The 22,445-nt window shown below is 69.5% G+C and carries 19 protein-coding genes; 12 read left to right on the top strand and 7 right to left on the bottom strand.

All coding sequences use genetic code 11. From position 1 onward, the window contains the following. Positions 1–46 precede the first annotated feature (46 nt). On the top strand, positions 47–643 hold the full coding sequence (recR, locus tag ACX80F_RS08890; protein WP_459336023.1) for a recombination mediator RecR: 597 nt from the start codon (positions 47–49) through the stop codon (positions 641–643). Between the two features lie 25 nt (positions 644–668). Here recR and ACX80F_RS08885 read toward each other — a convergent pair whose 3' ends face one another. Continuing rightward, the gene (locus ACX80F_RS08885; protein WP_459336022.1) at positions 669–1,808 is read right to left on the bottom strand and encodes an ABC transporter permease; all 1,140 of its coding nucleotides are present in this window, start codon (positions 1,806–1,808) and stop codon (positions 669–671) included. Further along, positions 1,805–2,737, bottom strand: a complete 933-nt coding sequence (locus ACX80F_RS08880) for an ABC transporter ATP-binding protein (protein WP_459336021.1) — start codon at positions 2,735–2,737, stop codon at positions 1,805–1,807. Before ACX80F_RS08880 ends, ACX80F_RS08885 begins: the two co-directional genes overlap by 4 nt. Before the next feature lie 211 nt (positions 2,738–2,948). Here ACX80F_RS08880 and ACX80F_RS08875 point away from each other — a divergent pair, with 211 nt between their 5' ends. Further along, a complete protein-coding gene (locus tag ACX80F_RS08875) occupies positions 2,949–4,238 on the top strand; it encodes an aspartate kinase (protein ID WP_459336020.1) in 1,290 nt (429 codons plus the stop codon). A gap of 175 nt (positions 4,239–4,413) precedes the next feature. Here the strand turns inward: ACX80F_RS08875 and ACX80F_RS08870 are convergent, their stop codons facing one another. After that, complete coding sequence (locus ACX80F_RS08870; protein ID WP_459336019.1) at positions 4,414–7,581, bottom strand: S8 family peptidase; 3,168 nt, start codon at positions 7,579–7,581, stop codon at positions 4,414–4,416. Positions 7,582–7,799: 218 nt separating this feature from the next. Between ACX80F_RS08870 and ACX80F_RS08865 the strand changes: the two genes are divergently transcribed. The 5 genes from ACX80F_RS08865 to purL all read left to right on the top strand — a co-directional run bounded on the left by ACX80F_RS08865 (position 7,800) and on the right by purL (position 12,931). After that, the gene (locus tag ACX80F_RS08865) at positions 7,800–8,681 is read left to right on the top strand and encodes a 3-methyladenine DNA glycosylase (protein WP_459336018.1); all 882 of its coding nucleotides are present in this window, start codon (positions 7,800–7,802) and stop codon (positions 8,679–8,681) included. Positions 8,682–8,779: 98 nt separating this feature from the next. Next, entirely contained in the window at positions 8,780–9,379 is a 600-nt protein-coding gene (locus ACX80F_RS08860; protein WP_459336017.1) for an SSI family serine proteinase inhibitor, read from the top strand. Between the two features lie 211 nt (positions 9,380–9,590). After that, positions 9,591–9,851, top strand: coding sequence for a phosphoribosylformylglycinamidine synthase subunit PurS (purS, locus tag ACX80F_RS08855; protein WP_459336016.1), 261 nt, complete (start codon positions 9,591–9,593; stop codon positions 9,849–9,851). Continuing rightward, the gene (gene purQ / locus ACX80F_RS08850; RefSeq protein ID WP_459336015.1) at positions 9,848–10,642 is read left to right on the top strand and encodes a phosphoribosylformylglycinamidine synthase subunit PurQ; all 795 of its coding nucleotides are present in this window, start codon (positions 9,848–9,850) and stop codon (positions 10,640–10,642) included. Before purS ends, purQ begins: the two co-directional genes overlap by 4 nt. Beyond that, complete coding sequence (purL, locus tag ACX80F_RS08845) at positions 10,643–12,931, top strand: phosphoribosylformylglycinamidine synthase subunit PurL (protein ID WP_459336014.1); 2,289 nt, start codon at positions 10,643–10,645, stop codon at positions 12,929–12,931. Positions 12,932–13,245: 314 nt separating this feature from the next. Here purL and ACX80F_RS08840 read toward each other — a convergent pair whose 3' ends face one another. From ACX80F_RS08840 to ACX80F_RS08830, 3 genes are all read right to left on the bottom strand, one after another. Then, a complete protein-coding gene (locus tag ACX80F_RS08840; protein ID WP_459336013.1) occupies positions 13,246–13,968 on the bottom strand; it encodes a class F sortase in 723 nt (240 codons plus the stop codon). A 100-nt stretch (positions 13,969–14,068) separates the two neighbouring features. After that, positions 14,069–15,022 carry a hypothetical protein gene (locus tag ACX80F_RS08835; protein ID WP_459336012.1) on the bottom strand — a complete coding sequence of 318 codons (954 nt, stop codon included), beginning with the start codon at positions 15,020–15,022 and terminating at the stop codon, positions 14,069–14,071. Between the two features lie 380 nt (positions 15,023–15,402). Next, entirely contained in the window at positions 15,403–15,966 is a 564-nt protein-coding gene (locus tag ACX80F_RS08830) for a DUF1990 family protein (RefSeq protein ID WP_459336011.1), read from the bottom strand. Between the two features lie 170 nt (positions 15,967–16,136). On the opposite strand from ACX80F_RS08830, the gene ACX80F_RS08825 reads away from it, so the two are divergent. Beyond that, positions 16,137–16,979: a DUF1206 domain-containing protein gene (locus tag ACX80F_RS08825; RefSeq protein WP_459336010.1), complete on the top strand. Its 843-nt coding sequence runs from the start codon at positions 16,137–16,139 to the stop codon at positions 16,977–16,979. A gap of 3 nt (positions 16,980–16,982) precedes the next feature. On the opposite strand, the gene ACX80F_RS08820 is transcribed toward ACX80F_RS08825, so the two are convergent. Beyond that, the gene (locus ACX80F_RS08820) at positions 16,983–17,399 is read right to left on the bottom strand and encodes a CoA-binding protein (RefSeq protein WP_459336009.1); all 417 of its coding nucleotides are present in this window, start codon (positions 17,397–17,399) and stop codon (positions 16,983–16,985) included. A gap of 258 nt (positions 17,400–17,657) precedes the next feature. Here ACX80F_RS08820 and ACX80F_RS08815 point away from each other — a divergent pair, with 258 nt between their 5' ends. The 4 genes from ACX80F_RS08815 to acs all read left to right on the top strand — a co-directional run bounded on the left by ACX80F_RS08815 (position 17,658) and on the right by acs (position 22,424). After that, positions 17,658–18,473 (top strand): ABC transporter ATP-binding protein, encoded by an 816-nt coding sequence (locus ACX80F_RS08815; protein WP_459336008.1) that lies wholly within the window; start codon positions 17,658–17,660, stop codon positions 18,471–18,473. Positions 18,474–18,556: 83 nt separating this feature from the next. Continuing rightward, positions 18,557–19,594 carry an aliphatic sulfonate ABC transporter substrate-binding protein gene (locus tag ACX80F_RS08810; protein ID WP_459336007.1) on the top strand — a complete coding sequence of 346 codons (1,038 nt, stop codon included), beginning with the start codon at positions 18,557–18,559 and terminating at the stop codon, positions 19,592–19,594. After that, on the top strand, positions 19,591–20,448 hold the full coding sequence (locus ACX80F_RS08805; protein ID WP_459336006.1) for an ABC transporter permease: 858 nt from the start codon (positions 19,591–19,593) through the stop codon (positions 20,446–20,448). The genes ACX80F_RS08810 and ACX80F_RS08805 overlap by 4 nt, the downstream gene beginning before the upstream one ends. After that, positions 20,439–22,424 (top strand): acetate--CoA ligase, encoded by a 1,986-nt coding sequence (gene acs, locus ACX80F_RS08800; protein WP_459336005.1) that lies wholly within the window; start codon positions 20,439–20,441, stop codon positions 22,422–22,424. Before ACX80F_RS08805 ends, acs begins: the two co-directional genes overlap by 10 nt. Positions 22,425–22,445: the final 21 nt, after the last annotated feature.

Genomic DNA, 22,445 nt, shown 5'->3' with positions numbered 1-22,445 from the left:
GTGCCGGAGACCCGGCGCCGTCACCACATGCAGAAGAGGACTCACCGTGTACGAAGGCGCAGTGCAGGAGCTTATCGACGAGCTCGGACGCCTGCCCGGGGTCGGCCCGAAGTCGGCCCAGCGCCTCGCGTTCCACATCCTGGAAGCGGACGGCGAGGACATGCAGCGCCTGGTCACGGCGATCACCACGGTCAAGGAGCGCGTGAAGTTCTGCAGCGTCTGCGGCAACGTCGCCGAACAGGAACAGTGCGCCATCTGCCGCGATCCGCGCCGCGATGCGACCATGATCTGCGTCGTCGAGGAATCGAAGGACGTGATCGCCGTCGAGCGCACGCGCTCCTTCCGCGGGAGGTACCACGTGCTCGGGGGCGCCATCAATCCCATCGCGGGCGTCGGCCCGGATCAGCTGCGCATCCGCGAACTGCTCGCCCGCCTGTCGGACGCGCAGATCCAGGAAATCATCATCGCCACCGACCCGAACCTGGAGGGCGAAGCGACGGCCACCTATCTGGTGCGCATGCTCAAGACCATCGGCATTCCCGTCACACGGCTCGCATCCGGTCTCCCGGTCGGCGGCGACCTGGAGTACGCGGACGAGGTGACGCTCGGCCGGGCCTTCGAGGGCCGCCGCGTCATGTCCTGACGCGAGCGACCCCCGGAAAGGCCACCTAGGCGATGCGCGTCCCCCGCGCCAGGCGCCTGGCGGGCATCGTCAGCCTTCGGCGGGCGGCCAGCAGGAGCGAGGCCGCCAGGAGCAGCTGGATCCCCAGACCCAACGGCCAGATCGGAGTACCCTGGGGCAGCGGCCGCAGCGCCTGGGTCGCCTCCTCACAGGTCTGGTCGGTGTCGGGCCCGGCCTGGGCCGAGCGCACGCCCTGGCTGATCGTCTCCATGACGCCCGGCGTGTAGTACGGCCCGGCGGTGGGACCGTAGGGGTCCGGCGCCCCGGGCTCCGGCAGGTCCTCGACGCTGTAGGGAACGGCGTCCGCCACCACGACGAACGGATTCGCGGCCAGGATCCAGGTGATGTACTGCGTGTTCGGCACCTCCGACTGGTAGGTCTGCGTCACGCACTCCATCTGGGCGCCCGGCTCGGGCGCGCCCATGTCGTCGAGGCTGCTCTCCGGGTAGGTGTAGTAGGAGGACCTCATCGTCCGCTCCTCCATCACGAGCAGGGTACTCAGCCCGAAGACGATCACCGTGCCGACGGCCAGCAGCGCCACCAGCATGTAGGTGCTCACGATGGAGAAGAGCGGGCGGTTCGCGAGCGCCGAGACGCCCACACCGATCGCGCAGACGATGCCGAGTTCCACCGCGAGCATCAGGAGCGAGACGACCGCCTCCTGGCCGTTGACGCCGCCGAGCGCCAGCGCCCAGAAGATGAAGGGGGTGCTGAGGACGAGGAACGCGAGGGACCCTGCCCAGGAGGCCAGCCACTTCCCGGCGAGCAGCTGCCCCGGTGTCAGCAGGGTGACCTGCAGGATCGCGAGGGTTCCGCCCGCACGGTCACCGTTGATGGCGTTCGCCGAGAGCCCGGGAGAGACCAGGAGCCCGAAGAGGAGGACGAATCCGACGATCAGGTCGAAGAGGATCCCACCCTCGTTGTCGGTGGTCCCGATCACGCCGAGGCCGAGGACGAAGATGAAGCCGATCACCACGAACCAGATGCCGAGCATCCAGTACCAGCCCCTGCCCCGAAGCCGCTGCTTCATCTCGAGGGTGAACACGGTGCGGACCGCGGTCCTGAAGGGTAGCGAGGCCGAGGATCGGACGGGATTGGGGGTCGAGGGTTCGGTCACTGTGCTCATCGTCTGTCCGTATCAAGGCTCATGTAGGTCTCTTCGAGCGCACCGCCGGCGGGTGCGAAAGCGGTGACGACGACGTCGGCCATCACCAGGGTGCGCAACAGCCACGAGGCCTCTGCGGTGCTGCCGAGCTGGACGAGGAATTCCTCACGCCGCGAGTCGAGGCGCGTCTCGTAGCGCACCCCGTGGCTTTGCAGGGCCGCGGCGAGGGCGGACATCGGTTCGGCCTGGATGTAGTAGCGGCGCATCTGGCCGCCCGCCTCGTCGAGCGTCTGGCTCTTCACCGACCGCCCTCGGCTGACGAAGACGGCGCGGTCGGCGATCTCGTCGAGCTCCGACAGGACGTGGCTGGAGACCACGACGGTCTTGCCCGCTGCGGCGAGGGAGCGTAGGAGGGACCGCAGGTCCACCCGCGATCCGGGGTCGAGACCCGACGCCGGCTCGTCCAGGAGCAGGACCTGCGGGTCGTGGATCAGGGCACGGGCCAGGCTGAGCCGTTGCTGCTGCCCGCGGGAGAGGACGCGGGCGGGCTGGTCGGCGAGCTCGGTGAGCTTGACGGCCGCGAGGAGTTCGTCGGCCCGCCGGGTCCGGTCCGTACGGCTCATCCCGTAGAGCGCGCCGATCGTCGTCAGCACCTCCCGGACAGTCAGCGATTCCCAGGCTCCCAGGGTGTCCGGCATCCAGCCGACCCTGCTCCGCACCTCCCCGGGCTGCGCGACGGGGTCGAACCCTGCCACCCGGACGGTGCCGAGATCGGGAGCCAGGAGGCTCGCCATCATCAACAGCAGGGTCGTCTTGCCGGAGCCGTTCGGACCGATCAGAGCGGTCACTTCCCCGGGCGGAGCCTCGAAATCGATATCGCGGACGGCCTGCACCGAGCCGAAGCTCCGTGCGACCCCCTCGACAACGATTCCCCCAAATTCGTTGGTCATGGTCTGACACTAGGCGACGCGGGAGCATTTGGACCGGAAGCCGGCAGGTTCTTATTCGGACCCCGACTTTGAGCGGACGATTCCCCCGCCGCTACACTGACACGGGCGCGGAATCAGGATCCCCCGCTCCCCTCAGGCGCCGATGCTGCCGCCCGTTCCAGCAACCACGGCCGGCTGACGCCGCCGTCCTCCTTCTTCAGTGAGCGAGTGCATGAGCCTCATAGTCCAGAAATTCGGCGGATCGTCGGTGGCCGACGCCGATGGCATCAAGCGCGTCGCACAGCGGGTCGTCGACACCCAGGCTGCGGGTCATCAGGTGGTCGTCGTCGTCTCCGCCATGGGGGACAGCACGGACGAGCTGCTGGACCTCGCAGCCCAGGTGAGCCCGACGTCGTCGGACGCCCGGGAGATGGACATGCTCCTGAGCGCGGGCGAGCGCATCTCCATGGCCCTCCTGGCGATGGCGATCCACGCGACCGGCGCCTCCGCGCAATCCTTCACCGGCAGCCAGGCCGGCATGATCACGGATGCCATCCACGGCAAGGCGCGGATCATCGACGTCTCCCCGCACCGCATCCGGACCGCCATCGAGAAGGGCGACGTCGCGATCGTCGCCGGGTTCCAGGGCATGAGCCGTGACAGCAACGACATCACGACGCTCGGCCGCGGCGGGTCGGACACCACCGCCGTCGCCCTCGCGGCGGCGCTCGACGCGGATGTCTGCGAGATCTACACGGATGTGGACGGCGTGTACACCGCGGATCCCCGGGTGGTCGCGTCGGCGCAGAAGATCGACACGATCTCGAGCGAGGAGATGCTCGAGATGGCGGCGTCGGGTGCCAAGATCCTGCATCTGCGGTGCGTCGAGTACGCACGCCGCTTCGGCGTCCCCCTGCATGTCCGCTCGTCCTTCAGCCACAACGAGGGCACCTGGGTGCTTCCCAGCCCCGACGACCAGATCAAGATTCAAGAGGGAGAACCCTTGGAACAGCCCATCATCTCCGGCGTCGCGCACGACCGCTCCGAAGCGAAGGTCACCGTGGTCGGGGTGCCCGACATCCCCGGCAAGGCGGCCGAGATCTTCGGCATCATCGCCGGCGCCAACACGAACATCGACATGATCGTGCAGAACGTCTCCACGCACGGATCGGGCCGCACGGACATCTCGTTCACCCTCCCGATCGTCGACGGCGCCGAGGCGCTCGCCGCACTCGACGCCGCCCGGGACGGCGTCGGCTTCGAATCGGTCGACTACAACGAGAAGATCGGCAAGCTCTCGCTGATCGGCGCGGGCATGCGATCGAATCCCGGTGTCTCCTACCGCTTCTTCCGCGCCCTGTCCGACGCCGGGGTGAACATCGACATGATCTCGACGTCGGAGATCCGCATCTCCGTCGTCACCGGCGCCGAACTGCTCGACACCGCGGTTCGCGCGGTGCACGCCGCCTTCGAGCTCGACGGCGAGACCACCGCGACCGTGTACGCCGGAACCGGCCGGTAACGCTTCCTCCGGGGGCGTCCGCCCGCCGACCGCGGCCCATGAGTGGGACTCCCAGGACATGCCCCCTGACATGACCCAGACGGCGGGCCCGCGTGACGCAACGGACGGCCGCTGGACAGGGAGAAGGCCGGTGGATCAGGGATCCACCGGCCTTCTCCCTGTTATTCAGCTGGTGTTACTTGTTCCCGGTCGGGGTGATGGATTCCCGGGGGCCGGTGAGGAGCTTGTCCGCCGGGCTGACGGCGGGAAGCTCCGCGTCCGGCTGAACCGTCGCAGTGCCCTGTCCGTCGACGACGACCGTCACGAAGGTCACGGCCGAGGATCCGGCGTAGGTCACGCGACCCACGTAGGAGCCGGGCTCCAGGCCCGTCCAGGCGAGGGTCACCTTGCCCGTGCTGCCGTTCGCGAGAGCGAGCGGATTAGGGGTCAGCGTCGCGTTGTCCTCGGTGCCGCTGAGGACAGCCGCGTCGATGCTGCCGGCGGTCGGCGCGTTGCCGTTGCTGGCGTACAGGTTGGCGATGATCCGGTACTTGCCGGGCGCCGGGTTCTCGAGCGTGATGGTCTCGCTGGCATCCGCCGTCGCCACCTGGGTGACGGTGCCGGCCGGCGTGATCAGGAACATGTCGAAATCGGCGGTCGGGTCGCTCGAGAGGACCGAGAACCTCGCGATCGGGGCACCGGCGGGGACGGTGACGTCCTTGACGGCGTTCGAGGCGTTGTTCCCATTGGCGAGGTCACCGGGAACCAGGTTGATCGCCGTCGTGTCCGCCTTGCCGAGACCCTGCAGCGTCATCTGGATCGGGGTGTTCGTTCCCGAGGTGACGTCGAAGGTGCCGCTGCCGTCAGGACCCGTGGAGGTGAAGGCTGCCTCGGCCGGAGCCTTGACGGCCTGCGGGCGGACAGCCACCGGTGAGGTGACGGTCTTGCCCTGGCCGGACCAGGTGAGGGATCCGCCGGCGAACGTGCCGAACGGCGCGCTCTGGTTCTCGAAGGAGACCTTGAAGGTCCGCTTCTCGCCCGGCGCGCTGAAGTTCAGGATCTCCGGGGTGACGGTGACCTTCACGCCGGGGACGTTCGCGGTCGCACGGTAGAGGCCCGGGGTGACGGCCGTGACCGTACGGGTGACCTCGATGCGTCCGGTCAGGTTGCCCAGAGCGAAGGACGGCACGTTGGTGTCCTTCGTGGCGACGGGCTCCACGTCGTTCATGCCGAGCTCGACGCCGGTGCCCTCGATGAAGCCGAGGTAGTCCTTCACGGTCTGGTCGTAGACCAGTCCGGGGCTGAGGACGGTCGCCGGGTTGATGTGCCCGGCGCCCACGGCGAGGACGTCGGTCTCGACGGCGCCGGTGGCGGTCTTCAGCGGGTAGGCCGTGGTCATCATGGCCGACTTCACGGTGGCCGGGGACCAGGCCGGGTTCTTGGCGAGAACCAGCGCGCCGAAGCCTGCGATGTGGGGCGAGGCCATGGAGGTACCGGAGAGGAACCCGAACTGCGCGCCCTTGGAACCGATCGTGGAGACGCCTGCGAGGACGGCGACACCGGGAGCCGCGATGTCCGGCTTCAGCAGGTCGGAATCAGTGGCCAGCAGCGGGCCGCGCGAGGAGAACCCGGCGATCTGCGGTGTGGGAGGCAGGGGCTTGCCCGTGGTGTCCGTAGGCTGCAGGGCGACGGTGATCGACGGGTTCGCCGCGACCTTCGCCTTGAGCTCGAGGGCTTCCGGGGCGTTGACGTGCACCGTCGGCACGACGTGCTGGTCGGTGTCCGTCGAGGAATCGACGAGGTTGACGAGGATCATGCCCACGCCTCCGGTGCGAAGCACCTCGGCGCTCTTCGCCGTGCGGTCGAAGACGCCGCGGTCGCAGACCACGATCTTGCCGGCGACCTTCGCCGGGTCGAGGGTATCGGGGCCGCACAGGTTCGGGGTCTGCGCGCCTGCCGCTGCTGCGTTCGCCGCGAGGACGACCGGGGTCGCGGGGACACCGGCGCGCATGATGGAGGCGCCACGGTACTTGGTGCCGTCCGAGAACTCGGCGGTGCCCTGCAGTTCGTAGTTGAAGGTGCTCGCGGCGACCGTGGTCATCCACGGGGCGCCGTGGTTCACGGTGCTGGCGGTCGGGCCGGAGTTGCCGGCGGAGGCAGCGACGAAGATGCCCGCGGACGTGGCCGAGAGGAAGGCGAGGGACACAGGATCCGTCGTCGTCGTCGTGCTACCCGAGATCGAGTAGTTCAGCACATCGACGCCGTCGAGGATGGCCTGGTTGATGGCATCGATCGACGCGGAGGAGTAGCAGCCGCCCGTGTTGGGGTTCGTGTCCTCCCAGCAGGTCTTGTAGACCGAGATCTTCGCCTCGGGGGCCACGCCGGAGGAGACGCCGAAGTCCCGGCCGTCCACGGTCTGGGTGACGCCCGCGTTGCCGGCGGCGGTGCTGGCGGTGTGCGTGCCGTGGTTGTCGATGTCCACCGGGGAGAGGACTTCCTCGGGGGCGCGGTTCTCGGCAGGGACGTTGGCGACGAAGGCGTCGGCGAAGTACTGCGCGGAGAGGACCTTGGAGTTGCAGAGGCTGCCGTCGAAGTCCTCGCCGACCTGACAGTCACCGGTGAAGGTGGTGCCGTCGGCCTTCAACATGGCGATCTTGCCGTCGGCGGTGCGGTAGGGCTCGCCCACCTTGGGCTTGGAGTTGCCGGGGAGGGGTTTGACGGGCTTGCCGGCGAAGAAGGGGTTGTCGGGGGCGTAGCCGGTGTCGATCACGCCGACGACCGTTCCCTTGCCCGCGTTCTTCTTGCCACCGAACTGGGTCTTCCAGGCTCCCTTGTTGCCGTCGAGCCCGAGGAAATCGATGGTGGAGTAGTCCGGCGCGTTCTCAACGTCCGGTGCGACCATGAGGACCTTGTCGCTCTTCGCGAGTTCGATGGCCTGGTCGGCGGTGAGGTCAGCGGCAAATCCGTTGATCGCCGCGGTGTAGGTGCGGTCGACCTCGATGTCCTCCGCGGCGGCGACCTCCTGCTGCTTGGTCTCGAGGAACTTCGAGTACTGCTGCACGTTCTTCGCCTGGGCGTCGAGCTTCTTGCCGGGCTCGGGCTTCGTCGCTGCGATGCCCTGTACGCCGCCCTGATAGGTGGCCAACGGCTTGTCCGCGAGGACCACGATGTATTTGCCGGCCGGGTACTGCGCCGGATCCAGGTTCTTCACGGGCGCCTTCTGCGACGTCACCGACGTGACCGGCGCTGCGAAGGCAGCAGGCGCCACGGCCGTTGACGAGACCAGTAGTGGCAGACCCAGGACGATCGCCGCGGCGGCGCGCAGACTGGTGCGCCCCTGCCCGGCATTTCTCCGTTGTGTCATAGGAAGGTAGTGCCTCTCGTAAAAGTGCGGGCCGACCGAAGCCGTTCCCCCGATGCCGCGGTCTCCCGTATGGGACCCACTCCTGTGATCACGATCACAGACGCCACAGCGAGCACAAACGTACCTCAGGCAACACATTCTCACCAGACGGATCGCGCATCGTCTCCCAGAATCTTCACAGGGTATTTACCAAAAATGGGCGGGGTGATAATGGGACAATGCCTCTCGCCCCGATCCGCCTCGCCGAGACCGTATGGCAGGATCGCGAGCAGCGGCACCGGGACCGGGTAGCCCGCTTCACCGAGCCCTACCTCGACAGGCGGTCGCGCGGGGCGCGTCACCCGGTGGAGGATTTTCTCTTCACCTACTACAGCCAGAAGCCCGGCCAACTCATGCGGTGGCATCCCGGGACCGACGTGGTCCTGACGGGACCGGCCGCGCTCGAACGCACCACCTGGAAGTACTACGCCGTCGCCGCCGACGGCGTCCGGGTGGACGCACAGCGCTTCGCCGCCGAGAGGCGTGACGCCGTCGACTTCGCCCGGATGATTCTCACCCGGACAGCGGCGCGGCCCGCGCAGTTCGGCTGCTTCGGACTGCACGAGTGGGCGATGGCGTACCGGTCGGCGGTCAACGGCGTGCGCCACGAATACCTGCAGCTGCGTCTCGGCGCGGACGGCACCGACGGCGTCGTCGACTCCGCGCGGATCCGCTGCACGCACTTCGACGCCTTCCGGTTCTACACCCCGGAGGCGGTACCCCTCAACGAGCACACGCCCACACGCCAGACGCAACGGGACCTCGAGCAACCGGGTTGCCTCCACGCCACCATGGACCTGTACAAGTGGGCCTACAAACTCACGCCGCTGCTGCCCAGCGAGATCGTCATGGACTGCTTCGAACTGTCCTGGCGGGTCCGGACGATGGACATGCGGGCCTCTCCGTACGACCTCACCGACTGGGGCTACGCACCGATCGCGATCGAGACGGCCGAGGGCAAGGCCGAGTACGTCCGGCTGCAACGCGGCTTCGCCGAGGAGTCGCAGGCGCTCCGTGCACGACTCCTCGGACTGCTCGATGACGCCCTGGGTGCGCCGTAGCAGGGTGATCCTCGCGGCACCGGGCAGACCTCCTCGCCGTCGTCCCTCGTTGTCCTACCACCAGCCGTTACGCTGGGGAGTCAGCCGAAGGGGACACCATGACCAGCACCGATCCGACGCCGACTCCCCGCAGGGTGCGCGGAACCGCCCGGCGCGTCCTGCTCCCCCTCGCCGCGCTGACCCTCGCTCTGTCCGCCTGCGGGCAGGGCGGGCCGGCTACCAAACCCGATGAACAGGAGACCGCCGTGCAGTCCTCCACCCCGTCACCCGCGCCGGACGAAAGCACCGCGCCGGGCCCGGCGCCCTCCGCACCGGCGACCTCCGCCCCGTCGGCGGCCCCGGCTCCGTCGGCCGCCCCGACGAACGCCCTGCTGACCGTGTCCGTCCGGCAGGACGACTCGTCCGACCCGGTGCAGTACGTGCTCGAATGCGTCGACGGCGTCCCCGGGCCGGCCTCCACGCATCCGAACGCCGACGCAGCCTGCGCGACCCTCACGCGGCTCGGCACGTCCTTCTTCACCGCGCGCCCGAACAAGGACGTGATCTGCACCCAGCAGTACGGCGGCCCGCAGACCGCGAGCATCACGGGTGAGCTGAACGGGACCCCGATCGTGGGATCGTTCTCGCTCACGGACGGCTGCCAGATCTCACGGTGGAACAGTGCGACGGACCTGCTGGGGGCGCCGGGCGCGCAGTGACCCGATCCGGCCCGACGCCGTCGCCGCCCGACCGGGTCTTCGGGCGTGCAGCACGGCTCGCGCGGGCCGGCGCGGAATCCCCGCTAGACTTGGACGGCAAGCTCGCGGAGCGCCGGTATCGACCCAGATGCGGCGTGAGACGGCACTTCCGGGCAACTGCATTTAATGCTGGAACCCCCAGCACTTGCCGCTCACGCACAGGAGTTGCCGGATGCCCCGGATTGTTGTCGATGTCATGCCCAAGCCCGAGATCCTCGACCCGCAGGGTAAGGCGATCGCCGGAGCCCTCCCCCGGATCGGCCTCACCGGTTTCGCCGGCGTCCGTCAGGGCAAGCGCTTCGAGCTGACCGTGGACGGTGACGTCACCCAGGAGATCCTCGAGCAGGCCCGCCACGCCGCCACCACGCTGCTCTCCAACCCGGTCATCGAGGACGTCACGCGCGTGGAGGTCATCGAGGAGGACGGCCAGTGACCACCTCCAACCTCGAGACCCCGCTCATCGGCGGCCCCCAGCCCGCCGCCGACAGCGGTGACGGTGCGCTCGACGGCGTGAGGGTCGGCGTCGTCACGCTCCCCGGATCGCTCGACGACCGCGACGCCGTCCGTGCCGTCCGCCTCGCCGGTGGCAGCGCCGTCCAGCTGTGGCACGGCGACCACGACCTGCAGGGCGTCGACGCCGTCATCATCCCCGGCGGATTCTCCTACGGCGACTACCTCCGTGCCGGTGCCATCTCGCGTTTCGCGCCGCTCATGGAGCAGATCACGACGGCGGCCTCGGGCGGGGCGGACGCCCTCCCTGTCCTCGGTATCTGCAACGGGTTCCAGGTCCTCACGGAGGCACACCTGCTGCCCGGTTCGATGATCAAGAACAACCACCTCCATTTTGTCTGCCGTGACCAGCGCCTGCGCGTCGAGAACGCCGGCACCTTCTGGACCGCGGACTACGCGGACGGCGAGGAGATCGTCATCCCGCTCAAGAACCAGGACGGGCAGTTCGTCGCCGACAACCGCACCCTCGACGAGCTCGAGGGTGAAGGCCGCGTCGTCTTCCGCTACGTCGACGGAAACCCGAACGGCTCGCGCCGCGACATCGCCGGCATCTCGAACATCGCGGGCAACGTCGTCGGGCTCATGCCGCACCCCGAGCACGCCGTCGAAGCCGGCTACGGACCGGACTCCTCGGCCCGCGGCGACGTCGGCGTCCGCGGTGGCACCGACGGGCTCGGCATCTTCACCTCGGTACTCAAGAAACTGGTGGGCTAAGTGACTGCAGGAACAACGTCCCGGACCTTCAATATCGACACCGTCGCGAATGCGGAGGCCACCCCCGGCCAGGCCCTCCCCTGGGCGGAACTCGGGCTCAAGGAGAACGAGTACCGGCGCGTCGAGGAGATCCTCGGGCGCCGGCCCACCGGCGCCGAGCTCGCCATGTACTCGGTGATGTGGAGCGAGCACTGCTCCTACAAGTCCTCCAAGGTGCACCTGCGCCAGTTCGGCGAGAAGGTCACGGAGGCCATGAAGGAGCACCTCCTCGTGGGGATCGGCGAGAACGCCGGCGTCGTCGACATCGGGGACGGCTGGGCCGTGACCTTCAAGGTGGAGAGCCACAACCACCCGTCCTTCGTCGAGCCCTACCAGGGCGCGGCGACGGGTGTCGGAGGGATCGTCCGCGACATCATCTCCATGGGCGCCCGCCCGGTCGCCGTCATGGACCCGCTGCGTTTCGGTGCGATCGACCACCCGGACACCGCGCGTCTCGTGCACGGGATCGTCGCGGGCATCGGCGGATACGGCAACTCGCTCGGCCTGCCGAACATCGGCGGTGAGGTGGTCTTCGACGCCGTCTACCAGGGCAATCCGCTCGTCAACGCCCTCGCGGTCGGCGTGCTGCGCCACGAGGACATCCGGCTCGCCAATGCGTCCGGCGCCGGCAACAGGGTGGTCCTCTTCGGCGCCCGCACCGGTGGTGACGGCATCGGGGGTGCCTCCGTCCTGGCCTCCGAATCCTTCGACTCCTCGAAGCCGTCCAAGCGCCCCGCCGTCCAGGTGGGCGACCCGTTCGCCGAGAAGGTGCTCATCGAGTGCTGCCTCGAACTGTTCAAGGCGGGCGTGGTCGAGGGCATCCAGGACCTCGGGGCGGCGGGCATCTCCTGCGCGACGTCGGAGCTCGCCTCCAACGGTGACGGCGGCATGCACGTGGAGCTCACCAACGTGCTGCTCCGCGACCCCTCGCTCACCCCCGGCGAGATCCTGATGTCGGAATCGCAGGAGCGCATGATGGCGGTCGTGACGCCCGAGAACGTGGACGCGTTCGAGGCGATCATGGACAAGTGGGCCGTGGAGTACTCCTGGCTCGGCGAGGTCACCGACACGGGCCGGCTCATCATCGAGTGGGACGGCGAGAAGATCGTCGACGTCGACCCCCGCACCGTCGCCCACGAGGGCCCCGTCTACGAGCGTCCCTACCACCGGCCCGCATGGCTCGACGGCGTCCAGGCCGACTCGTTCGGGCCCGAGCGGCCCGCCGACCTGCGCGAGGCCGTCCTCGAACTGATGGCGTCCCCCAACATGTGCGCCAAGAACTGGGTCACCGACCAGTTCGACCGTTACGTGCAGGGCAACACGGCCCTCGCCATGCCCGACGACGCCGGCGTGGTGCGGGTCGACGAGGAGACCGGCCTCGGCATCGCGATCTCCACCGACGCGAACGGCCGCTACTCCTACCTGAACCCCTACGAGGGGGCGCGCCTGGCGCTCGCCGAGGCGTACCGGAACGTGGCGACGTCCGGCGCCGAGCCGCTCGCCGTCACCGACTGCCTGAACTTCGGCTCGCCCGAGGACCCCGAGGTCATGTGGCAGTTCGCCGAGACCGTCCGTGGCCTCGCCGACGCCTGCCAGGAGCTCGGCGTGCCGGTGACCGGCGGCAACGTCTCGCTGTACAACCAGACCGGCGGGGTCGCCATCCATCCCACCCCGGTGGTCGGCGTGCTCGGCGTGTTCGACGACGTCGCCCGGCGCACGCCGTCGGGCTGGCGAGAGGACGGTCAGGCGATCTATCTGCTGGGCACCACGGCGGACGAGCTGGACGGCTCCGAGTGGGCCAACCTGCGCGGACACCTCGGCGGGCAGCCCCCGGCGCTGGACCTCGCTGCCGAGAAGACGCTCGCGGCGATCCTCGTCAACTGCTCGCGGGACGGCATGATCGACGGCGCCCACGACCTCTCCGAGGGTGGCCTCGCAGCGGCCCTGAGCGAGATGGCGTTGCGCTTCGACGTCGGTGCGCGGATCGGGCTGGACGAGCTGTGCGAGCGTGACGGCATCGACGCGTTCACGGCGCTGTTCAGCGAGAGCCAGGCACGCGCCGTCGTCAGCGTCCCCCGCTCCGAGGAGGTCCGCTTCAATGACATGTGCACGGCGCGGAACTTCCCCACCATCCGGATCGGCGTGGTGGACACCGAGAACCAGGCCCTCGACGTTCAGGGCTACTTCACGCTGCCGCTGGACCGGTTGCGTGAGGCCCACGAGGGGACGCTCCCACAGCACTTCGGCTGACCCGGGCCGTGGGGGGCGGACCCCTGCGGGTCGGGGCCGCCGCGCCGGGCGCCCGGATCCGGTGCGGCGTTCCACCGGATCGGGGCCGATGCCGCGGATCTGTGCGAAGCGGACTGACCGGGTCGGGGGCCGCCGCGCCGGGCGCCCGGACCCGGTACGGCGTTCCACCGGATCGGGGCCGATGCCCCGGCTCTGTGGCAGGGCAGGGGGCGCCACAGCCCGCTCCGACAGGGCGCGTCGTCATCAGCCCCCGAAGACCATGGGAGCCATCGTGAACCGTCGGACCAGCCCACCGGCCGGATCCCGGCGTAGCCTCAGGCGGTTTTCGGCATCGCCGTGACGACGACGTTCTTGCCCCACGGGTCCTCGGTGTAGCAGCTGATGAGGACCACGCGGTTCGGGACGATGTTCCAGATGTCGCTGTCCTTCAACGTGTCCTTGTCATGGGTGGTCACCGAGTCGACGACGTAGGTGAGATCCCCCGTCTCGACGGTCAGCGTGAACTCCGCGCCCATCAGGGACTTGTCGCTCAGAGCGTTGAACGGGGCGTCCTTGCCGTCCCAACTGTGGCCCGCGATGTAGGTGGTGTTGTCCGATCCGGCGCCGGGGATCCCGTAGGACGTGAGCCAGTACGCGTCGATCGTGAGCGGCGGGACGAGGGTCTGCGCGGCGAGGTCAGCCTCGCTCGGCGTCAGTGGCAGGACAGCCATATCGATTCCCGCTGCGGGAAACGACAGGGCGGTGGGTGAGGCTGCGGCGGGACCGGGCGCCGGGGCGGACGCCGTTGGCGCCGGGACCGTCGCGGCGGAGGAGGGCGCGGACGACGGCGCGGGCGTCGCGACAGCCGACAGCGTGCCCGACGACGACGGGGCACCGGAGGACGACGGTGGCAGGACGCCGACGGCGATCGCCAACCCGACGGCGACGACGGGCAGCAGCACCCAGCGCTTCGCGAAAGGGCGGCGCGGCTGCTGGAGCGTCTGCGCGGAAGGGCCCTGCTGGTCCGAGGGTCGGTCGGGCATCGGGGGCTGTTCCATGGCGGTGCTGTCCTGAAGTCGAAGGGGGATGGTGCACCACACCGCACCGGCCCGGAGCTGCGGTCTCTCGACCACGATTCCGGACCGGGGCGGCGAGGGTCTAGCGCTGTGCGCGCTCGAGGCGGCGCATGCGAGCAGCGGTGACCGCAGGAACCGCGACCCCGACGGCCAGCAGCGCGGCGATGAGAACCACAGCGGCACTGTCGTCCTCGGTCGTCACAGCCGTCTGGACGTTCAGGCCCTTGTTCGTCCCCATCGGTGCCGTCACGACTGCACCCGGTGCGACCGGAGCGACGACGGGGGCGACGGGCGCCGGACCCACCGGCGTGACGCCTTGTCCCGCCGGCACGACGGGTGCAGGCGCCACCGGTGCCGGCACGACGGGTGCAGGATCGACGCCGATGGCGTTGGCATCGCATGCGGCGAGGAACGCCTTGAACAGGTCGAGGAGCTGGTGGGCGAGAGCTTCGTTCCCGCTGAGCTGGAGCAGGAGTTCGTCTGCCTCGACCGCTGCAGCATCGAGCGCGTCGAGGGCGGCCTGCACCTCGGGCGTATTCGTTACAACGTCGTACGCATCCAGCGCGGCATAGTACGCCTCACCGGCCTCGTCTTCGGCGGCCAGAGCAGCCAGCAGCGCCTGCTGCGCTTCGATGACGGCAGGGTCCGTGTCAGGGTCCTCGGCGGTCGATGCCGCTTCGGCTGCGGCGAGCGTCGCGTCGGCGTCGATTGTCGCCTGAGCCGCTACCTCCAACGCTTTTTCAGCGCCGGCGATCTGAGCTTCAGCGGCAACCGCGGCCTCCGACGTCGCGGCCACCTGGCTCACCGCGTCGAAGTTCTGGCTCGCGTCCTCGATCGCTGCCATCGCCAGTTCGAACTGGGTGACGAAGCTGAGGTCGACACCGGCTGTACTCAGTGCCGCATTGAATTGGGTGGATGCCTGCAGGCACGCGGCGTCGCCGGGTGCGGCCGCGGCCGTCGGAGCGCCGAGGAAGAGTCCGCCGGCGAGAAGGGTGGCCGTCGAACCTGCGGCAACCCACTTCTTGGTGCTGATCATGTATTCGCTTCTCCTGAACACGTAGTTTCCCCCGGGCTATCCCGACGGAGCAGCGTGCGGCCCCACGCGCAAGCAGCGCCCTCGAAGAGGGCGCTGCGAACGAGATCGCTATGATCCGCTGATCGCCACCAGGACGTGGGCTAAGGAGCTGAGACTTCCCTGAACGATCGCTGTAAGCATCAACCTAGGGCTGTTGTGTGACGGAAGCAACGTAGAGGGGCTATTGGGACACATCACGTTCGGGTTTCGACGACGTTGCTCCCCGGAAGGCCGGGCAGCGGGGGCCGCCGCGCCGGGTGCCCAGACCCGCGGCGGCGTCCCACCAGATCGGAGCCGATGCCCCGGCTCTGTGCCCCGAGGCGCGCGCGGGACCGGAAACGTCAGGCGCCAGCAAGCTCCCGCGCGGCCTTCACGTACCGCGACAGGACGTACCGCTGGGTCAGCCGTGTCACCGGCGATGCGAGCCGATAGAGGAGGGTCGCCGGCACACTGTAGGCCGAACAGAGAAACAGCAGCCGGTTGTCGGCCGTCAGCTCTGCATGGAACCCCTCCTCGCCCCGCACCGGATGGCCCGGCAGCGTGCCGTAGCCGAACCCGCCGCGCTGGCCCGGGACCGCCCTGCCCGCGCCGTCGAGCTGCGGCGCGCGAGACCAGAGCACCCTGCACGGGGCCTTGATCCGCGCGGGGCCGATCCCGAACCCGGAGACGACGCGGACGCCGGGATCGGCGCGCCCGGCGTCGGACTCCATGGTGAGCCCGGCCCGGCGGTGCAACTCCCACGCGAGGATTCCCTCGGTCAGGGCGATGAAGGCGGCCGAAGGATCTTCGGCGGGGATCTCGTGGGACTCCACCATCACGGTGTAGCCGGCCGGCCATCCGCCCTCGAGGGGGTCGGGGAAGGGCCTGTCCGTCGCGCCGCGCTCCTCGTACGTGAACTCTTCCATGGGGTGCCTCCATCCCTCGATGCCCGTCGGGACCCGGATCGGAGCAGGCCCGATCCCAACCTAGTGGACCTGCGGACAAAGATGGCCGAGCAGTGGCAGGATGAGGATCCAGACCGGCCCGGACGCGCCTGTGACGTCCGCCCTGCCGATCGACGAGGGAGACGGGCATCATGACATCAGGGACAGGCACACCGGGCAGGGATGCGGCGGACAAGGCCTCCGACGCCGCCGAGGAAGCCTCGAATTCCAGGGGGCTCGAGATCGCCGCCCGCGCGGGCTACGTGGCTGCGGGCATCCTGCACATCCTGATCGGCCTCATCGCCTTCGGCCTGGCGCGCGGCGGTTCCGGCGAGGCCGACCAGAGCGGGGCGATCGGGCAGCTGGCCGGCAACCCCGGGGGCATCGTGCTCCTGTGGTTCTGCTTCGTCGGCTGCATCGCCCTCGCCCTGTTCCAGCTCAGTGAGGTGTTCTTCGGTGCGAAGGCGCTCAGCGGCAAGGACAAGCTCAAGGCTCGGGCCAAGAGTGGCGGGCAGGCTGCGGTGTATGCCGCGATCGGCGTGACCTTCGGCCAGTACGCGCTCGGCGGCTCCAGCGACAGCAGCAGCCGTGCCAGTTCGCTGAGCGCATCCCTCATGTCCAACCCGGTGGGAGCGGCTTTCCTCCTCGCCGTCGGCGTCGGCATCCTCGTGGTCGGCGGGTACTTCGTCTACAGCGGCGCCACCAAGCACTTCCTCAAGAATCTCGGGGGCCTTCCACCGGGGCGGGCCGGCACCGCCGTCGTGGGGCTCGGGGTCGTGGGGTACATCGCCAAGGGCTTCGCTCTCGGAGTCCTCGGTGTCCTCGTCATCGTCGCCACGATCACCAACAACCCCGAGCAGTCCACCGGGCTCGACGGCGCCCTGAAGTCACTGCGCGACCAGCCCTTCGGCGTCTGGCTCCTCGGCGCCGTGGCCCTGGGCCTCATGGCCTACGGCGCCTTCATGGTCGTCCGGTCGAAGTACCAGCGCATGTAGGCCTCAGAGGCCGAGTGCCGGCGCCTCCATCGCGGGGCACGTGTCCATGACGACGTCGAGCCCCGCCTCCGCCGCACGGCGGGCCGCGTCCTCGTCGATCACGCCGAGCTGCAGCCAGACCGCCTTCGCGCCCACCGCGATCGCCTGGTCCACCACCGCGCCCACCCTGGACGAGTTCACGAAACAGTCGACGACGTCGATCGGACCCGGGATGTCCGCGAGTTTCGTGTAACCCTGCCGGCCGTGGACGTCGTCGCCCTTCAGGCTCACCGGGACGATCTCCATCCCGAGGCGGTCCTGGAGGAACAGCGACACCCCGACGGCGGCGCGGCGCGGGTTGTTCGACAGGCCCACTACCGCCCATCGGCCGTGCTCGGTGAGGAGCCTCCTGATGACCTGCGGGTCGTTCTGGTGTGCCACGGTGCCTCCCGGTGTGTCCTGCCATTGTTACAGCGTTTGTTACACGCCCTATTTTGCTCCCCCGGCACCCCGGGCGTTTCATAGTAGTGACCATCCCGAGCGGCTGAGAGACCTGGATCAGTGACGCCGCAGCAACCCTGGTCGTCCGCATCCCCCTGATGCAGGACGGTATCGAGGTTCGAGCCATGGGACCCACCGGACACACGGTGGCGAAGGCTCGATCCGTAGGGTGCTACCGCCAGGACCGATGGAGACACTATGACCGCTGTTCTGGTACCCGGAAACACCCAGTCCCACCGCACACAGGCCCTCGGCATCCGCTTCGCCGGGCTCGGTCGTAGCTTCGGCCCGTCCGCCAACCGCCGCACCGTCCTCCGGGACGTCACCGTGGACGTGGCACCCGGCGAGATCCTCGCCATCCTCGGCACGAGCGGCTGCGGCAAGTCCACTCTCCTGCGCGCAGCCGCCGGACTCGATATCCCCGACAGCGGGCAGGTCCTCATCGACGGCACCCCCGTGACGGGCATCGACGAGCGGTGCGCCGTCGCCTTCCAGGAACCCCGGCTGCTGCCGTGGCACACCCTGCAGGCGAACGTGGCGATCGGACTCCCGAAGTCCTCCAGCGCCAGCGCCGGCAAGGCGAAGGTCCTCGAGCTGCTGAAGCTCGTGGGGCTCGACACCTTCGCGAAGCACCGCCCTCGCGAAGTGTCCGGCGGCATGGCCCAGCGCACGTCGCTCGCGCGCGCCCTGGCCCGCAGCCCAGGCGTCCTCCTCCTCGACGAGCCGTTCGGCGCGCTCGACGCCCTCACGCGCATCCGGATGCAGGACCTCCTCCTGGACATCCACCGCGCACAGCCCACCACGGTACTGCTGGTCACCCACGACGTCGACGAGGCCCTCCAGCTCGCCGACCGGATCCTCGTGCTCGGCCGCGGGGTCGACGACGGACCGGAGGGTTCCACGATCGCGGAGCTCGTCACCGTGCCCGGCGACCGCCCGCGCAACCGCAACTCCGCAGACCTCGGAGCACTCCGCAGCACCCTGCTGTCGATGCTCGGTGTCACCGGGCACTGAGCCCACCCTCCCGCAGCGCCGTCGTACCCTGCTGCCGCCCTGCCTGCACGCATTCCCGCCATCCGCCCGATCGAAGGATTCCCATGACCCGCCACGCCCTCCTGCCCACGCTCACCCTCGCCACCGCACTCTCGCTCAGCCTCAGCGGCTGCCTCGCCGGTGAGAACGCCGCCGACACGCAGGCCGCCGCCGACGGCGGAACGCAGGGCGGCACCCTCACCCTCGACTTCGCCACCTACAACCCGCTGAGCCTCGTCATCAAGGAGCAGGGCTGGCTCGAGGAGGAGCTCGCCGACCAGGACATCACCGTGGAGTGGGTGCAGTCCGCCGGATCCAACAAGGCCAACGAGGCACTGCGGGCCGGGGCGATCGACGTCGGCTCCACCGCCGGGTCGGCCGCGCTGCTGGCCCGCTCCAACGGATCCCCGATCAAGACGATCGACATCTACTCGCAGCCCGAGTGGGCAGCCCTCGTGACGCTCCCCGACTCCGGCATCACCAGCGTCGAGGACCTGCGCGGCAAGTCCGTCGCGGCGACCCGCGGGACCGACCCGTACTTCTTCCTCCTGCAGGCGCTCGAAGCCGCCGGCGTGGACCAGTCCGAGGTGACGATCGAGAACCTGCAGCACGCCGACGGCCGCGCGGCGCTCGCGAGCGGCGCCGTGGACGCATGGTCCGGCCTGGACCCGATCATGGCCGCCGCCGAACAGGACGGCGCGGAACTCTTCTTCCGCGACATCGAATTCAACACCTACGGCTTCCTCAACGCCACGGAGGACTTCCTCGAGGAGAAGCCCGACGTCGCCCAGACCGTGGTGAACGCCTACGAAAAAGCCCGCGAATGGGCGACGGAGAACCCCGAGGAGACCGCTGCCATCCTCGCCGAGGTCGCCGCGATCGACCCGGCGATCGCCCAGTCGGTCATCATCGACCGCACGAATCTCGACGTCGATCCCGCCCCGGGCGACGCCCAGCGCAGCGTCCTGGAGAAGATCGGCCCCGTGTTCGTCGAGACCGGCGACGTGCAGAGCCAGGACCAGATCGACGCCGCCCTCGACTCCCTGTTCGACGCCTCCCTCGTCGAGAACGCCGACCCGGCGTCCATCGGCTCCGGTTCATGAGCGCCGACCACACCGCTCCGGTGAGCGCGCGACCCCCCTCAGCGGCGGCCGCGCCCGACGTAGGCCCCGGGACGCCGAAGGGCGCAGGACCGGGCAGGACGGCCCGGCGCGCCGGTGTCGTCCTGCTCGGGCTCGTCGTGCCGGTGCTGATCCTGCTCGCCTGGCACGTCAGCACGGCGTCGGGCTTCTTCCGCCCGTCGCAGCTCCCGTCGCCGGCGTCGGTCCTCGCGGCCGCCGTCGACCTGGTCGAGCGGGGTCAACTCGCCACCCACATCCTGATCTCCACCCAGCGCGTGGTCCTCGGCTTCGTCATCGGTTCCGTGCTCGGCGTACTCGCCGGCGCCCTGTTGGGCCTCTCCCGCCTCGCTGACGTCCTGCTGACCCCGACGGTGGGCGCGCTGCGCGCCGTCCCGTCCCTCGCGTGGGTTCCGCTGCTGGTCCTGTGGATCGGCATCAACGAGGACTCGAAGGTCACCCTGATCAGCATCGGTGCCTTCTTCCCCGTCTTCACCACGCTCTACCTCGGCCTGCGGCACGTGGACCGCAACCTCGTCGAGGCCGCGCGGGCGTTCGGGCTGGGTGGCCTCCGCCTGCTCACCACGGTGCAGCTGCCCGCCGTCGTCCCGGCGCTGTTCTCCGGCCTGCGACTGGCCCTCGCGCAGTCCTGGTTGTTCCTCGTGGCCGCCGAGCTCATCGCCTCGTCGATGGGCCTGGGATTTCTCCTCACCGACTCCCAGCAGACGGGCCGCGTGGACCGCATCATCCTCGCGATCATCCTGCTGGCGGTCATCGGGAAGACGACGGACGCGCTCCTCGGCATCGCCGAACGCTGGGCGGTGCGACGGTGGGCATAGGCGCGGGCACGACGACGGCGGCGGGGGCAGGCACGGCTGCAGACGCGCCGGCCGGCGCAGCCCGGACGACGGCCGACGCGCCCGGGGAGGAAGCCGCACGCCTCGCGTTCTGGGCGGAGCAGGCCGCCAGGCTCGACTGGGACACGCCCTGGCACACGGTCCACTCCTTCGAGAGGGCTTTGCCGCAGGTGGACGGGACGCTCAGCATCCCCGCCATCGCGTGGTTCGCCGGCGGCACCCTGAACGTCGCCGCGAACTGCGTGGACCGGCATGTCCGGGCCGGTCACGGCGATCGTGTGGCCCTCCACTTCGAGGGCGAGCCCGGGGACCGCCGTACCGTCACCTACGCGGAACTGCAGGACGAGGTGTCGCGGGCCGCGAATGCGCTGCTGGCACTGGGCATCGGATCGGGTGACCGGGTGGTCGTCTACCTGCCTGTCCTCGTCGAGACGGTGGTCATCACGCTCGCGTGCGCCAGGATCGGCGCCGTGCACTCGCTGGTCTTCGGCGGGTTCTCCGCGGAGGCGCTCCGCTTCCGCGTCGAGGACACGGGCGCCAAGCTCCTGGTCACCACCGACGGCCAGTTCCGACGGGGCGTCGCCGTGCCCGTGAAGGACAACGCCGACGCCGCGGTGGCCGGGGACAACAGCATCGAGCACGTCCTAGTGGTCCGCCGCACGGGGTCGGACATCAGCTGGACGGAAGGCCGCGACGTGTGGTGGCACGACGTCGTCGACACCGCCTCACAGCACCACGAGCCCGAGGGGTTCGATGCCGAGACGCCGCTGTTCATCATGTACACGTCGGGCACCACCGGGAAGCCCAAGGGCCTGGTCCATACCTCGGGCGGATACCTCACGCAGGCGTCCTGGAGTTTCGAGCACCTCTTCAGCAACCCGGACCCGGCGTTGCGCGAGCGGGACGTCCACTGGTGCACCGCCGACCTCGCCTGGGTCACCGCACACACCTACGAGCTGTACGGCCCGCTCTCCAACGGGGCCACCCAGGTACTCTACGAGGGCACGCCGAACACGCCCCATCCCGGACGCCACCTCGAGGTCATCGAACGCTACGGCGTCACGAGCTACTACACCGCACCCACGCTGGTCCGCTCGCTCATGGGCTGGTTCCCGGACGGCGTCCCGGGCTCCTACGACCTCTCGAGCATCCGCGTCCTCGGCACGGTCGGCGAGGCGGTCAACCCCGAAGCGTGGCGCTGGTTCCGCCGGAACCTCGGCCGCGACGAGGTACCCGTCGTCGACACCTGGTGGCAGTCGGAGACCGGCGCCACCGTACTCTCCCCCAGCCCCACCGATACGGACTTCAAGCCGGGGTGCGCGGCCCGCGCGCTGCCCGGGGTCAGCACGCGCATCGTCGACGAGGACGGCCGCGCCGTCCCCCCGGGCGTGCAGGGCTTCATCGTGGTGGACCGGCACGGCCCGGCCATGGCGCGCACCGTCTGGGGCGATCCGCAGCGGTACCTCGACTCGTACTGGCGGATGTTCGCGGCGCAGGGCTGGTTCCTGGCAGGTGACGGCGCGCGGTACGACGACGACGGAGACACGTGGATCCTGGGCCGCGTGGACGACGTCATCAACGTCTCGGGCCACCGCCTGTCCACGATCGAGATCGAATCGGCGCTTGTGGCGCACCCCCTCGTCACCGAGGCCGGCGCGTGTCCCGTCCCCGATCCCTTGACGGGCCACGCCATCGCGGCGTTCGTGGTGCTGGCGACCGGCGCGGATCCGGGCGAGGACGTCGCCTCGACGCTCCGCGCCCACGTCGCGGCCGCGATCGGACCGATCGCGCGGCCGTCCGCCGTCGTCGTCGTTCCGGATGTTCCGAAGACACGCTCCGGCAAGATCATGCGCCGTCTGCTCACGCAGCTCTACGAGGGCTCACCGCTCGGCGACACCACGTCCCTGCAGAACGAGGGATGCATCCCGGGGATCCAGGACGTACTGGCCCGCCGCTGACGCCCGGCAGGGTGAAGACGT

Source organism: Arthrobacter sp. TMS2-4, assembly GCF_054511075.1.
This window is presented reverse-complemented; position numbering and strand designations above follow the sequence as displayed.

What these genes read in the sequence shown, in the direction of transcription:
- ACX80F_RS08885 (WP_459336022.1), bottom strand. Translation starts at nt 1,808, where the DNA reads ATGAGCACAGTGACCGAACCCTCGACCCCCAATCCCGTCCGATCCTCG.
- ACX80F_RS08880 (WP_459336021.1), bottom strand. Translation starts at nt 2,737, where the DNA reads ATGACCAACGAATTTGGGGGAATCGTTGTCGAGGGGGTCGCACGGAGC.
- ACX80F_RS08835 (WP_459336012.1), bottom strand. Translation starts at nt 15,022, where the DNA reads ATGATCAGCACCAAGAAGTGGGTTGCCGCAGGTTCGACGGCCACCCTT.
- ACX80F_RS08860 (WP_459336017.1), top strand. Translation starts at nt 8,780, where the DNA reads ATGACCAGCACCGATCCGACGCCGACTCCCCGCAGGGTGCGCGGAACC.
- ACX80F_RS08810 (WP_459336007.1), top strand. Translation starts at nt 18,557, where the DNA reads ATGACCCGCCACGCCCTCCTGCCCACGCTCACCCTCGCCACCGCACTC.
- purS (WP_459336016.1), top strand. Translation starts at nt 9,591, where the DNA reads ATGCCCCGGATTGTTGTCGATGTCATGCCCAAGCCCGAGATCCTCGAC.
- ACX80F_RS08875 (WP_459336020.1), top strand. Translation starts at nt 2,949, where the DNA reads ATGAGCCTCATAGTCCAGAAATTCGGCGGATCGTCGGTGGCCGACGCC.
- ACX80F_RS08805 (WP_459336006.1), top strand. Translation starts at nt 19,591, where the DNA reads ATGAGCGCCGACCACACCGCTCCGGTGAGCGCGCGACCCCCCTCAGCG.
- ACX80F_RS08870 (WP_459336019.1), bottom strand. Translation starts at nt 7,581, where the DNA reads ATGACACAACGGAGAAATGCCGGGCAGGGGCGCACCAGTCTGCGCGCC.
- ACX80F_RS08815 (WP_459336008.1), top strand. Translation starts at nt 17,658, where the DNA reads ATGACCGCTGTTCTGGTACCCGGAAACACCCAGTCCCACCGCACACAG.
- ACX80F_RS08825 (WP_459336010.1), top strand. Translation starts at nt 16,137, where the DNA reads ATGACATCAGGGACAGGCACACCGGGCAGGGATGCGGCGGACAAGGCC.
- ACX80F_RS08865 (WP_459336018.1), top strand. Translation starts at nt 7,800, where the DNA reads ATGCCTCTCGCCCCGATCCGCCTCGCCGAGACCGTATGGCAGGATCGC.
- ACX80F_RS08840 (WP_459336013.1), bottom strand. Translation starts at nt 13,968, where the DNA reads ATGGAACAGCCCCCGATGCCCGACCGACCCTCGGACCAGCAGGGCCCT.
- ACX80F_RS08830 (WP_459336011.1), bottom strand. Translation starts at nt 15,966, where the DNA reads ATGGAAGAGTTCACGTACGAGGAGCGCGGCGCGACGGACAGGCCCTTC.